A 14,232-nucleotide genomic window follows, 5' to 3' on the forward strand; every position below is an offset into this window, starting at 1 on the left:
AAATGAAATTTATTAAACTTTTTAGTCTTTCAATTCTATTGTCATTTATTACAAATGTAAAGGCACAAGAATTTAAATTAGGAAAAGTATCCGTTGCAGAACTGGAGCAAAAAGTGCATCCAAAAGATTCTTCTGCGGTTGCAGCAATATTGTATACAAAGGGAGAAGCAAGAATTGAGTACGATTCGAATGATGGATTTATTACCTTAACTGATGTTGAAACCAGAATCAAAATTTATAAAAAAGAAGGGTACGATTGGGCCAATCAAAAAGTTTGGTATTATAATCAAAGTAGTTTTAAGGAACGCGTGTTTTTTACGGATGCGGTTACTTATAATTTGGTAAATGGTAAAATTGAAAAAACAAAACTTAAAAGTGATGGTACTTTTGATGAAGTGTTGAATAAATACAAAGGGCAAAAAAAGATTACAATGCCTAATGTTAAAGAAGGATCTGTAATAGAATTTAGATATACAATTAAATCTCCTAGTAAAATGATTAGAGACTGGGATTTTCAAACCTCTATTCCGGTAAATTATTCTGAATTCTCAACTTTTATTCCTGAATATTATGTTTATAATTCAAGACAAAAAGGGTATATTTTCCCTAAAACTTCTACGCTAAAAAATCCTAAATCAGTAATGTTAACAAGTAAGGAAAGATCAGATAATGGTAATGTTTCTCATACTACTTTTTCATCAGATAAAGTAGAATATATGGAGAGTCAAACTACTTATAAAGCGATAGATTTTCCGGCAATGAAAGAGGAAGCTTTTGTAAATAATATTGATAATTATATTTCAAGTGTTGAGCACGAATTGTCATTGACAAAATTTCCAAATTCACCAATGAAAGAATATTCAACCGATTGGAATTCGGTAGTAAAAACAATCTACGAATATGATGATTTTGGACCTGAATTGAATAAAACAGGATATTTTGAAGATGATTTAAAAACGTTACTTGCAGGAAAAAACACTCCTGAAGAAAAGATTTGGGCAATTTTAAATCACGTAAAAGCTACTGTAAAATGGAATGAATATTTTGGATACAGCTGCGATAGCGGAGTTAGAAAAGCATACAAAGAAAAAACAGGTAATGTTGCTGATATTAATTTAATGCTTACTGCGATGTTGCGTTACTCTGGTTTAACAGCAAATCCGGTTTTGGTAAGTACACGTTCTAACGGTATTGCTTTGTTCCCAAATAGAAATGCTTTTAATTATGTAATTGCAGCAGTTGAAACTCCAACCGGAAATATTTTAATTGATGCTACTGAGAAATTTTCAACTCCAAACATTTTGCCTTTAAGAGTTTTAAACTGGTCTGGAAGATTAATTAGAAAAGACGGAACATCTGAGGAAATTGATTTGATGCCTAGTAAACCATCAAGTGATAATATTTTTATGAATTATAGTATTGATGCTGAGGGTAAGGTTACAGGAAAAACCAGAAGACAATGTACAGATTATAATGCAATGGTTACCAGAGGTAATATTGACGGGGTGAAAGAAGAGGAGTATCTTGAGAAACTTGAAAATCTAAACAATAAAATTGAGATCAACGAGTATGCCAGAACAAACGAAAAAGACATTTTGTTGCCAACTGTAGAGACGTATTCGTTTACAGGAAATAATTTATGCGAAGTAATTGGGGGTAAGATTTATGTAAGCCCAATGTTGTTTTTTACTGATGATAAAAATCCTTTTAAACAGGAAGTTCGTGAATATCCGGTAGATTTTAGTTACCCGTTTTTAGATAAATATAATATTATCATTAAGATTCCAGAAGGTTTTGCAATTGAAACTCTTCCAAAAGCGGTGATTCTTAATATGGAAGATAATTTAGGAAGCTTTAAATTTAATATTGCTTCAGACGGTAGTACATTGCAATTAAATATTCAACATCAAATTAACGAAGCAATCGTTTCTGCTGAAAAGTATGAAATGCTAAAAGAATATTATAAAGGAATGATTGCAAAAGAAACAGAGAAAATAGTTTTAAAAAGAATTTGATATTAGCTTTTAAATTATATTCTGAAACATTTCAAATGAAGGAAATAAAACCCAAATTTTGAGTACAAAAGAAATTAACAATAGTATTTTTGCAGCAGACGCGTATAAAGGAATAAAGAGCCTTTTTCAGAAAGTAATTGCGAGTCAGAACGAAAAAATTATTCTTAAAAAATATAATCATGGATTTGAAAAATGCACAGCTAGATGTTGATACCTGGATAAAAGAACACGGGGTTCGCTACTTTAATGAGTTAACTAATATGGCGCAGCTTACAGAAGAAGTTGGGGAAGTTGCTCGAATTATTGCACGTAGATACGGAGAACAATCTGAAAAAGAGAGTGATAAAAACAAAGATTTGGGAGAAGAATTAGCCGATGTTGTTTTTGTAGTTTTATGTCTGGCAAATCAAACAGGAATCGATTTACAAGCCGCTTTCGATAAAAAAATGGATTTAAAATCTGTTAGGGATAAGGATCGTCATAAAAACAACGATAAATTAAAATAATTGTGAAATATCACTCATAAGCTTTGAATTATGAGTTTTGAATTTTGAATTATGAATGGGGAGTGGTAAATTGCGGAGCTGAATTACGTTTCTAATCATTCATAATTCATAATTTACAACTTACAATTAAAAAAATGAATTTACTACTTCAAACAACTCAACATAACTTAAAAGGACAAATTGCAGTAACAGGGTCAAAAAGCGAAACAAATCGTTTATTATTGTTAAAAGCTTTGTTTCCGAATATTACATTGGCAAACACTTCAAACTCTGATGATAGCGAAGTAATGCAGAAAGCCTTAATAGGAAATGACGAAATTGTAGACATTCATCATGCAGGAACGGCAATGCGTTTTTTAACTGCTTATTTTTCGGTACATGAAGGTCGTGAAGTAGTGATGACAGGTTCCAGCAGAATGCAGGAACGTCCGATAAAGATTTTGGTAGAAACTTTAGGACAATTGGGAGTTGAAATCTCTTATGAAAAAGAAGAAGGTTATCCGCCAATTAGAATCAAAGGAAAAAAAGTTACGGCTTCAAAAGTAACTTTGGCAGCAAACGTAAGCAGTCAATATATTTCGGCACTTTTATTAGTAGCGTCAAAATTAGAGAACGGTTTAGAATTGACTTTAGAAGGCGAAATCACTTCAATTCCGTATATTAAAATGACTTTGGCTTTGCTGAATGATTTAGATATTCAAACTAGTTTTGAAGGAAATGTGATTAAAGTATATCCAAAAGCTGAGGTTGCATCAAAAGAAATGGTAGTAGAATCTGATTGGAGTTCAGCCTCATACTTCTTTAGTTTGGTAGCTTTGGCAGATACAGCTTCGATAACTTTGAGTAGTTACAAAGAAAACAGTTTACAAGGCGATTCAGAATTAGTATCATTTTATGAGAAATTAGGAGTAAAAACTACGTTTCAAGACAATAAAATGACTTTGGTTAAACAAGAGAATTTTAAATTTGAAGCGATAAATTTTGAATTAAATAATACACCGGACATTGCACAAACTATTGTTGTGACCTGTTTAGGTTTAGGAATTGGGTGTCATTTAACGGGTCTTCATACTTTAAAAATTAAAGAAACAGACAGACTTGAGGCGCTTAGAATTGAGCTTACAAAATTGGGAGCCAATATTTCTGTGACAAATGATAGTTTAACTTTGATAGCTTCAGAAAATATCAATCATAATGTGAAAATTGCTACATACAACGATCATCGTATGGCAATGGCATTTGCTCCTCTGGCACTTAAAGTACCAATTATTATAGAAGATGCCGGAGTAGTTTCTAAATCGTATCCTGATTTCTGGAATGATTTGAAAGCATTAGATTTCCAAATTTCAGAATTATAATAAAAAATATTCGCCACGAATTCACGATTTTAATTTTCATACATACTTTAAAATAATTCGTGAATTCGTGGCAAAAAAATGAATAGCCTCCAGTTTTAACTGGAGGTTTTTTATGTCTTTTTATTCGGCTTTAGCCGAATAAAACCATCATTGATTTTTCAAGAATCCAAATTAAATGAACTTATCTTTCTTATATGGTGAAAAAATAGGTAAAACTTGATTTTTATTCAATCGGAAACTCCACTGAATCAACGACTTTTGAAAATAAACATCAAAACACTTGACAACGCCTATCTCACAGTCGTATATTTGCACACGATTAAAAATCAGGTGTTCAAATAATCCTGATCGAAAATCTATAACTCATAACTTTCTCAGATGAAATTATCACATTTTCAATTTAATTTACCGAAAGAACTTTTAGCGGAATTTCCAGCAGAGAACAGAGACGAATCTCGTTTAATGGTAATCGATCGTCAAAAACAAACTATAGAGCACAAAATGTTCAAAGATGTTATCAACTATTTTGATGACGGTGACGTTTTAATTCTTAATAATACTAAAGTTTTCCCGGCTCGTTTGTACGGAAACAAAGAAAAAACCGGAGCAAGAATTGAAGTTTTCTTATTAAGAGAATTAAATTCAGAACAACGTCTTTGGGATGTTTTGGTTGATCCGGCTCGTAAAATCAGAATTGGTAACAAACTTTATTTTGGTGACGACGATTCATTAGTTGCTGAGGTAATTGACAACACGACTTCTCGTGGTAGAACTTTACGTTTTTTATATGACGGTTCTTACGAAGAATTCAGAAACAAATTAACAGAACTTGGAGAAACTCCAATTCCTAAATACATCAATAGAGAGGTAACTGCAGAAGATGCTGAAAGATACCAAACTATTTATGCAAAAGAAGAAGGAGCTGTAGCAGCACCAACTGCTGGTTTACACTTCTCAAAACACCTTTTGAAAAAATTAGAAATCAAAGGAATTAATTTTGCTGAAGTAACACTTCACGTAGGTTTAGGAACTTTTAATCCGGTTGAGGTTGAAGATTTATCTAAACACAAAATGGATTCTGAGGAATTGATCATTAAACAAGAAGCTTGTGATATTGTAAATGATGCAAAAGCAAAGAAAAAACGTATTTGTGCTGTTGGAACAACTTCAATGCGTGCAATTGAAAGTTCAGTTTCTTCTCAAAACACTTTAAATCCTTATGAGGGATGGACAAATAAATTTATTTTCCCTCCTCACGATTTTAGTATTGCAAATTGTATGATTACAAATTTCCATACACCAAAATCAACATTATTAATGATGATTTCTGCTTTCTGTGGACATGATTTAATGAAACGTGCATACGAAGAAGCAATCAAAGAAGAATACAAATTCTATTCTTACGGAGATGCAATGTTGATTATCTAATTAGATAATTCAAATAAAATATAAAACCTGTCAGAAATGATGGGTTTTTTGTTTTAAGAGGGTTACAAGTTTCAGGTTTCAGGTTTCAAGTTTTCCGCAACAATAAAAACTTGAAACCTGAAACCTGAAACAAAAGAAACATTTTCCTTATTTTTACGGCTCAAAACAAAACAGATGACTTTTCAAAATACACGCGAATTTGCACGAGAGCTTGATTCGCAAGACACATTAAATCACTATCAGGATCAATTTATTTTTCCGAAAGTAAATGATAAACGCGTTATTTATTTTACGGGGAATTCTTTAGGATTACAGCCAAAACGTACCAAAGCTTACATTGACGAAGTAATGAACGACTGGGCAGATCTTGCTGTTGAAGGACATTTTTATGCCAATAAACCTTGGTGGGATTATCAGGAAAGATTTGCTGAGCCATTGAGTAAAATAGTTGGCGCTTTACCATCAGAAGTTACAGTAATGAATACTTTGACGGTGAATCTTCATTTGTTGATGGTTTCTTTTTATCAGCCAAAGGGGAAACGTTATAAAATTATCTGCGAAGAAAAAGCATTTCCTTCAGATCAATATATGTTTCAGAGTCAGGTTCATTTTCATGGTTATAAAACAGAAGATGCAATTGTAGAAATCAAACGCAGAGAAGGAGAACATAATATTCGACTTGAAGATGTTTTGGCAAAAATTGAAGAAGTTGGCGATGAATTGGCTTTGGTTTTAATTGGAGGTGTAAACTATTATACCGGACAAGTTTTTGATATCAAAACGATTACTGCTGTAGGTCATAAAGCCGGTGCAAAAGTAGGTTGGGATTTGGCGCATGCTGCCGGAAACATCAAATTACAGCTTCACGATTGGAATGTAGATTTTGCTGCTTGGTGCAGTTATAAATACATGAATTCAGGACCAGGAAATGCTTCTGGTTGTTTTGTTCATGAAAAACACCATAATAATCCGGATTTGCCAAGATTTGCAGGTTGGTGGGGACACAATAAAGAACGCCGTTTTAAAATGGAACCTAATTTTGATCCGGTTCACGGAGCAGATGGTTGGCAAATTAGTAATCTGCCTGTGCTTTCTTTAGCACCCTATTTAGCTTCAGTAGAAATGTTTGCAGAAGTTGGTATGGATGCTTTAATCACTAAAAGAGATAAAATCACGGCATATCTGGAATTTATTTTACATGAAATTGATAAAGAGGTAAAAGGTAATTTCGAAATTATTACACCATCAACTCTAGAAGAAAGAGCTTCTCAATTATCTGTTCTTTTACATGGAGAAGGAAGAAGTTTATTCGATTATTTAATGAAAAATGGTGTAATTACAGATTGGCGTGAACCTAATGTAATTCGTTTAGCACCAGTTCCGCTTTATTGTTCTTATGAAGATATGTTCGATTTTGGGCAAATTCTGAAAAAGGGAATTTTAGGAAAGTAATAATAAATGCGAATTAATCTCGCAAAGACGCGAAGCCGCAAAATTCTTTTCAGCCACAGATTAAAGGATTAAAATGATTAAAAAAAATTTGCTTAAATCAATTTAAAATCTGCGTGAAACAAAAAACTTTGCGACTCTGCGTCTTTGCGAGATTATTTTTAGATACTTGTTTAAAAAAATCTATGTTCAAATTCAATAGAATCTTCAAATTCTATAACCTTTCTGCAAAATCATGTAACTCAATCCAGATAAAGAGACCTTACTTTGTAGTGTAATAATTATTTAAAACTACAAATCATGAAAGCCTTATATATATTTATTGCTGCATTGTTCATCGTTTCTTGTCAAAATCAAGGGAAAGCAGATATTAATAAAGCAAAACAAGCTAGTATTGATTCGATGAAAGTTGAAATTAACAGACAAAGAGTTATTGATTCAATGAGGACAGAAATGGCAAACTTAAGAGAGGAAAAAAGAATGGAATCTCAAAAGGTCGTAGTGGTAAATCAACCAGCTAATCAAACTGCAACACCAACTACAGCTAAAAAGAAAGGTTGGAGTTCAGCCGCTAAAGGAGCCGTAATTGGTGCAGGAGTTGGAGCTGTAACCGGAGCCGTTATAAGCAAGAAAAAAGGAGAAGGAGCCATAATTGGAGGTTTGGCCGGAGCAGGCGTTGGTGCTGGAACAGGTGCAATCATTGACGGAAGCAAGAAGAAAAAAGAATAGACATTTAAGATCTATAATTATAAAACCCCGACTCAGGTTTCTGAATCGGGGTTTCTATTTTATACTAATTCTAAAGTTGGAATCTTAATTTGAGATAATTCTAATTTATAAAAATCAAAGTCTTTTTTTATTTTACTTAAATCTTCTTTAAAGTAAGAAGCTGGTGAAAGTAAAGATTGATAATATTCAATTCCTTCCAGAATATTTGCTTTAAAGGTGTTCCATTTTTTTAGTTGTGAATTAGTGATTTCTCCCGAAATGGAATCTATTTCATTTCTGAAATAATCAATGTACATTTTCAATTCTTTTACAAAAATATTTGGCCTGTTTTCAGTTCTTAGAATTGATTTATTTCCATAAATATGTCCCAACATATCAGACAAAGAAACTTCTTGATCAAAATAAGCCATATTTGGCCCAGGGCAGATTACAACACCTTGTGCCTGACCTTTTATTTTAATATCATTTTCTAAATACGCAGCATTTGCTAAACCTACACACAAGCAAGATTTTTCGGTAATGTCAAATTTTGCTTTTTGAAAAGATTCAAGAGAAAGTGTATCTCTTTTGTTTTCCAATTCTTCAAGTTTAAGATCCTGAAATTTTTTCGAAGCCGTACAAATTCCCTCCGGATCATATTCTTTGCTTAAAGCAAGGAATTTTTTCGGACAAGAACTTCCGGCTTTATTTTGCTCGATTCTTTTTTGTTTTAAAATTTCATTTGTAGTTCCCTTCAAAGTATTAAACGGAACTCCCAAAGGCGAGATGTGACTTAAATACAAATCTTGTTCTTTAGCATTCATCAACAATTCTCGGGTTGCTTTATCTACAGAAGTTGCTTCGGGAACTAATAAAAACGGAGAACCCCAGCCAACAGAATCAACTTTGTAGTTTTCTAATAAAAACTCGTGTTCTTCAGCAGTTCCTACACCACCTTGAACCGTAATTTTAAGAGGCAAAGGATTTTCTGGTGCGTAAATTTGCTTTTGCTGTAATACTTTTGTCATCAACTCATGTGCAGATTGAATAAGCTGATCCTTTTTTTGCTTAAATTCCTCTAAGATTGGACCTAATAAAAGTCCGTCTGTAGCAAAAGCGTGTCCGCCGCAATTTAGTCCGGATTCGATTCTGTATTCAGAAACCCAAAGCCCTTTTTTGGCCAAAAAGTTTCCCTGAATCATAGCAGATCTAAAATCACTTACTTTTAATATGATTTTCTTTTTAAGTTCATTATTTGAATTCGGAAAGAAATCTGAAAAATTTTCAAAATAGCTATACAATCTCGGATTCATTCCTGCTGAAAGTACTACAGAAGATTCCAGATTACTATTAGCAAAACCTCTTAAAGCTGCGTGAGCATCATTAAATTCGATAGGAAGCTGTTCGTTTTTGTCGAAATTGTCTTTGTCCAGTTTTGTCATGATATTTACATCAATTAGCCCCGGAGAAAGATGTGATTCGATATAACTTTGAATATTTTCTTTGAAAGAAATTCCATCTTCAAGCAAATTCTGAAAACCTTTTTTGATGTCTGAAGTATTGGGTAACATCGCAATATAATTTTCTACAGCAGCTTTGCTTTCTATCAATTCAGTTTTAAAATGTTCAAATTTATCTTTTACAATTTTATCTACTAAATTAAGATAGGATGTAATTCTTTGTGCTCTATAGTCGTGAAATTTCTGACTTATCTCTTCGTACGGAAAATTAAACTTCGTACTATAAAAATTACGCATCTTTTCAATTAAATCGTCATCAGCGATAGAGACAACAGACGAAATACCGTATTGTGCCACTCTAATTGGGCTGTCAATCGTATATGCGAGTCCCATTACGGGAATATGAAAAGTATGCAAAGGCTTTTTTGTCATTTGTATTTAAATTAAAATAGAAACAAATGTTAGAAAAAGAATTTACTATAAACCTGATAATTATCAGGTTTATAAATGGTTGAAATTTTTATAAGAGAAAGGTTGCCACGAATTTTCACTAATTTGATTTAGAGGGAGCAAAATATTAATTCGTGAAAATTCGTGAAATTCGTGGCGAAAAAAAAATATCAAATCAAAATCTTCTTTAAAGACTCTGCAATGCTTCTCCATAAAAAGTTATAAAACGACTTTTCGGGAATACGATTAAGTTCAACGTCAGCTTTTTTACTTTCGTCTCCTGAGTCATTTTTTAGCAATAAATTGGCGACTGCCGTTTTTAGTTTAGCTTCTTTTTCGCGATGTTTCTTTTGATACAATTTTACTTTTAAGTTATCATATTCCAGTGAAGCATTTCCTTTTGCGGTATTATCATTTCCATAAAAATTGAAGCGGTATTTGTCGAAAGTTCCCGTAAACGAAGAGTTTATGTAGGGTTTTGTAAATCTCTCCATTGCTGCTACATTAAAATTCGAGATAGTTCCCTGAATATGAAAACTGTCTTTTTGATCCAGAACATTAAAGCTCCAATCAACTTCTAAAGGTGATGTTTTCATGAACTGACAATTCACTTTTATTTTTACATCAGCAGTTTCCTTTAGTCCAAAACCGCTTTTTATATTAGTAATTTGCATATTAAAATGATCGAAATTTAAAACTCCGGGGCCTTTTGCGAAATCAATTTCTTCTTCATAAATCAATTTTGATTTAAGAATTTGAACGGTATCGATTTGAAGCGGAAACTTAATTTTTCGCAATAAAGCATTGTAGAGGTATTTTTTACTCAAATCATCTTTCGGTATTTTATTTCTATAAATATTAGCTTCAACACGATTAGCAACAATCGAATTTGCTTTAAAAAAGAAACGATCATTTTTAAAACCCCAATCCATTTTTTCAATATCTGCCGAGTCGAGTTTTATCGTATAAATGTCTTTCTCCTTTTCTAGTTTTCGAACAAAATCTTTCCTGTTGAACTCTGGTAAATAAGAGAAATTCTTAATTCTTAAAAAACGATTTTGCATACTGATTTTGCCAATATTCATATGATAAAATGCATTCGGCTTATAATAAAGACTATCACAGATTAAAACATATTTTTCGAAATGCATTGGAATTTTTTCTTTTAATGTGGCATCAGAAATTAAAATTCCTTCCAGTTTCAAAAGGATATTTTTAATGCTGAAAATGGGTTTATCATTTTTTAAAGAAACTACATCAACACTTCCTTCATTGAGATAAATATTAGAAACAGCAATTATTTTATGGAAAGGTTCAATTATTTGGGTTTCGATACTATTGCGATTGTTGATAAGCTTCTCGTCTTTTTTGTATAAAATCACTCGCGCTTTATTAATCGTAATGCTTTCGGCCTGAATAATATCGTGAAAAGCTAAATTCCAAATATTAAAATGTTTAATGCTAATGGATTCTATTTTGGAGTATATACCAATTTTTGTTTTACTGTTTTCTGGTTGGTTTTTTGGGTAAACCAATAAGGTTTGTGCATCGATATTTCTCGACCAAAGCGATACTTCGATTTTTTCGTAATTAATATTATAAGCAGTTTTGTTTTTCTCGTGTATAATGATTGGTAATTGTTTTTTTATCCAATAATTAAGACCAATATTGACTAAAATCACAAAAAAGAGAAGGGGAATTATACAGATTGCTATTTTTTTATAGACAGACATTTATAGTATTGGTTTTAAATACATAAATTTAGACTTTTAAAAGCGATGTTTCTTACAGTATTTTAGCTTTAAGTTACATCATTAGAGAATCATTTACTATTATACTTTTTTATAAATATGAGAAAAATTAAAAGAATTCTGCTGGTTTTATTCGTTTTGATTGTTGTTCTTGGAATAGGTTTATGTGCCTATATTTTTCATTTAAAGCCCAAGTATGAAGGCGAGGTTCAGTTGAAAAATCTCCAGAAAGAAACCACGGTTTATTTTGATGATTTTGGAGTTCCTCATATTTATGCCGATTCGGAAAAGGATGCGATGACAGCTCTTGGTTATGTTCATGCGCAGGAAAGATTATGGCAAATGGAATTACTTCGTAGAATTGCACCCGGAAAATTGTCTGAAATCTTTGGATCTGTTGCGCTTAAAAATGATAAATTTTTCTCCGGAATTGGTATCGAAGAAGCTTCGGCGAAAGCCATTGCCAAATTAGACAAAAACAGTCAGAGCTATAAAATGACAATGGCGTATCTTGACGGAATTAATCAATATTTAGAGGAAGGTGTAACGCCGATTGAGTTTACTTTGATTGGGGTGAAAAAGGAAAAGTTTACGATAAAAGACGTTTATAATATTTTTGGATATATGTCTTTTAGTTTTGCAATGGCTCAAAAAACTGATCCTTTATTGACTTTTGTTCGTAATAAATATGGTGTCGAATATTTGAAAGATTTAGGAATTGAAGGCGAGTTCAATACTACTAGAATCAAGATTTCTAAAGAGAATATGGATGAATACACTACGATTTCAAAATCTGTAGCAGCATTATTGGATAATTCTCCAATTCCGCCATTTGTGGGAAGTAACAGTTGGGTTGCCGGACCTCATAAAACAAAAAGCGGAAAAGTGATTTTTGCCAATGATCCACATATTAGTTTCTCGCAGCCTGGAACTTGGTACGAAGCGCATTTGATTACACCTGATTTTGAATTGTACGGATGTTATTTGGCAGGAACACCATATCCGTTATTGGCCCATAATCGCAATTATGCTTATGGTTTGACGATGTTCGAAAATGATGATATCGATTTTTATCAGGAAAAGAATAAAGCGGGAGATCCAAATCAATATCAAACGCCAACTGGTTTTGCAACTTATGAAACCAGTACAAAAACGATAAAAGTAAAAGATACGTCGGATGTGGTTTTGACAGTTAAATCAAGCCGACATGGACCAATTATGAATGATGTTTTAGATCGTTTAGATAAGAAAAACCCAATTGCGATGTCATGGATTTATACCCAACAGCCAATCAAAATTTTGGATGCAGTTTATGGACTTTCGCATGCTAAAAGTAAAGACGATTTTAGAAAAGCAGTAGGATTGGTTGCCGCACCAGGATTGAATGTAATGTATGGCGATGCTAAAGGAAATGTGGCTTGGTGGGCAACAGGAACACTTTATAAACATGATAAGGGAGTAAATACGTTTCTTATTCTGGATGGTGCAAGTGGTAAAGATGATATCAAAGAATATCTGGATTTCTCGAAGAATCCATCAGCCGAAAATCCAAAATGGGGTTATGTTTATTCTGCAAATAATCAGCCGGAAGCAATTGACGGATTTTTATATCCAGGATATTATTTGCCGGAAGATCGTGCAAAAAGAATTTCGAGCTTAATGGATGCAAAATCAGATTGGGATAAAGAAACGATCAGTAAAATGATTTTTGATAATACTTCGCCAGTTTCTCCTGGTGTGGTTCAGAGTTTGATTTCGAATGTAAACAATAACTCAATATCGGCAAAAGAAAAAGAAGCGATTGAAGTTTTGAAATCCTGGAAAGGAACTAATAATTTGGAAGATGTTGCGCCAACGATTTACAACAAATGGATTTATTTATATCTGAAAAATACTTTTGAAGATGAAATGGGTGCCGATAATTTTACTTTATTTCTGGATACTTCTTTAGGAAAACAAATTATTGCCAGACAAATCGAGAATGAAAACTCGGTTTGGTGGGATAATATTAAAACTAAAAACGTAAAAGAAACCAGAAGCGAAATTGTTTCAAAATCATTTCATGAAGCTATTGCAGCACTTCAGATACAATTAGGAACTCAGGTTGCCGATTGGAATTGGGGCAAAGTACATACGGTAGAACACGAGCATCCGTTAGGAAAAGTGGCAGCTTTACGAAGATTATTTAATGTTGGACCATTTGCTGATCCAGGGGCAAATGAAGTAATAAATAATCAGTTCTTCGGATTTAATAAAGAAGGTAAATACCATACAAAAGGCGGGCCTTCGACCAGACGAATTGTAGATTTCTCAGATATCGAAAATAGTTGGAGTATTCTGCCAACGGGACAATCCGGAAATCCATTCAGTAAACATTATGATGATCAGGCGGAAATGTACAATGCTGGAAAATTCAGAAAGATGAAATTGAATAAAGAGGAGATTATTAAAACTTCGACAAAATTGGTTTTAAAACCGAAAGGGGAGTAGGTTTAGATTCTTTAAAGTTTCAGGTTTCAAGTTTGGGCAATCTTTGTCAAAGTTTAAAACTTTGACAAAGATTTTAGGTTTTAAACCTCTGTCCCTTTGAACCTTTGCAGCTCTGAACCTTTATTTAGAAATATATCTTCCACGAACAACATCATTAGCAAATATCTCAAGATTGTAAGCTAAGGCATCGTTAGTGGTCATGACATTTGCAGTTTGATATGCAGTGTCTTTTTGATACTTTTTCAATAATGTCTCCAGATCTATTTCGTTATAAAAAGCAAACATATTATAAACAGCATCTCTAAAGTTTTTATAATTGATGCTTTCTGTAGTTTCAATTGTTTTTTGATCGTTCCATTTTTCTGTAGCAGCGGCTTCGTTTATAGTAGTTAAACAAAAGTCTACAACGTAGTTTTTGTAATGTGTAGCTTCTACAATTTTGTCGATTATGATTTTATTTTGCTGTGTAGGCATTGCTACTTTTGGCGCAGCTGTTTGAGAAATAACAGCAACCGGAATAAACATGCATACTAATAACACTAAAAGAGTTTGCTTCTTTAATTTTTTCATAGGTTAATATTTGGTATAAATTACAGCTATAACAGTTGTAATTTTAG

The 14,232-nt window shown here is 32.6% G+C and carries 10 protein-coding genes; 7 read left to right on the top strand and 3 right to left on the bottom strand.

Annotated features, from left to right (window positions below):
• Positions 1–2: 2 nt before the first annotated feature.
• The 6 genes from LPB88_RS11185 to LPB88_RS11210 all read left to right on the top strand — a co-directional run bounded on the left by LPB88_RS11185 (position 3) and on the right by LPB88_RS11210 (position 7,485).
• Entirely contained in the window at positions 3–2,015 is a 2,013-nt protein-coding gene (locus LPB88_RS11185; protein ID WP_230715487.1) for a DUF3857 domain-containing protein, read from the top strand.
• Positions 2,016–2,194: 179 nt separating this feature from the next.
• Complete coding sequence (locus LPB88_RS11190) at positions 2,195–2,521, top strand: nucleotide pyrophosphohydrolase (protein ID WP_012022600.1); 327 nt, start codon at positions 2,195–2,197, stop codon at positions 2,519–2,521.
• Between the two features lie 134 nt (positions 2,522–2,655).
• Positions 2,656–3,879: a 3-phosphoshikimate 1-carboxyvinyltransferase gene (locus LPB88_RS11195; protein WP_230715489.1), complete on the top strand. Its 1,224-nt coding sequence runs from the start codon at positions 2,656–2,658 to the stop codon at positions 3,877–3,879.
• A 378-nt stretch (positions 3,880–4,257) separates the two neighbouring features.
• Positions 4,258–5,307: a tRNA preQ1(34) S-adenosylmethionine ribosyltransferase-isomerase QueA gene (gene queA, locus LPB88_RS11200; protein WP_230715490.1), complete on the top strand. Its 1,050-nt coding sequence runs from the start codon at positions 4,258–4,260 to the stop codon at positions 5,305–5,307.
• A 174-nt stretch (positions 5,308–5,481) separates the two neighbouring features.
• Positions 5,482–6,759, top strand: coding sequence for a kynureninase (gene kynU, locus LPB88_RS11205; protein ID WP_230715491.1), 1,278 nt, complete (start codon positions 5,482–5,484; stop codon positions 6,757–6,759).
• 297 nt (positions 6,760–7,056) lie between these two features.
• On the top strand, positions 7,057–7,485 hold the full coding sequence (locus LPB88_RS11210; protein WP_230715492.1) for a glycine zipper family protein: 429 nt from the start codon (positions 7,057–7,059) through the stop codon (positions 7,483–7,485).
• A gap of 59 nt (positions 7,486–7,544) precedes the next feature.
• Here the strand turns inward: LPB88_RS11210 and LPB88_RS11215 are convergent, their stop codons facing one another.
• Complete coding sequence (locus LPB88_RS11215) at positions 7,545–9,356, bottom strand: hypothetical protein (RefSeq protein WP_230715493.1); 1,812 nt, start codon at positions 9,354–9,356, stop codon at positions 7,545–7,547.
• A gap of 188 nt (positions 9,357–9,544) precedes the next feature.
• Entirely contained in the window at positions 9,545–11,107 is a 1,563-nt protein-coding gene (locus tag LPB88_RS11220; RefSeq protein ID WP_230715494.1) for a hypothetical protein, read from the bottom strand.
• A gap of 117 nt (positions 11,108–11,224) precedes the next feature.
• Between LPB88_RS11220 and LPB88_RS11225 the strand changes: the two genes are divergently transcribed.
• Positions 11,225–13,615 (top strand): penicillin acylase family protein, encoded by a 2,391-nt coding sequence (locus tag LPB88_RS11225; RefSeq protein ID WP_230715497.1) that lies wholly within the window; start codon positions 11,225–11,227, stop codon positions 13,613–13,615.
• A 120-nt stretch (positions 13,616–13,735) separates the two neighbouring features.
• On the opposite strand, the gene LPB88_RS11230 is transcribed toward LPB88_RS11225, so the two are convergent.
• The gene (locus tag LPB88_RS11230; RefSeq protein ID WP_230715498.1) at positions 13,736–14,185 is read right to left on the bottom strand and encodes a hypothetical protein; all 450 of its coding nucleotides are present in this window, start codon (positions 14,183–14,185) and stop codon (positions 13,736–13,738) included.
• Between the last annotated feature and the right edge of the window lie 47 nt (positions 14,186–14,232).

It is taken from the genome of Flavobacterium sp. JAS (genome assembly GCF_020991455.1).
In the GTDB taxonomy this organism is placed as follows: Bacteria; Bacteroidota; Bacteroidia; order Flavobacteriales; family Flavobacteriaceae; genus Flavobacterium.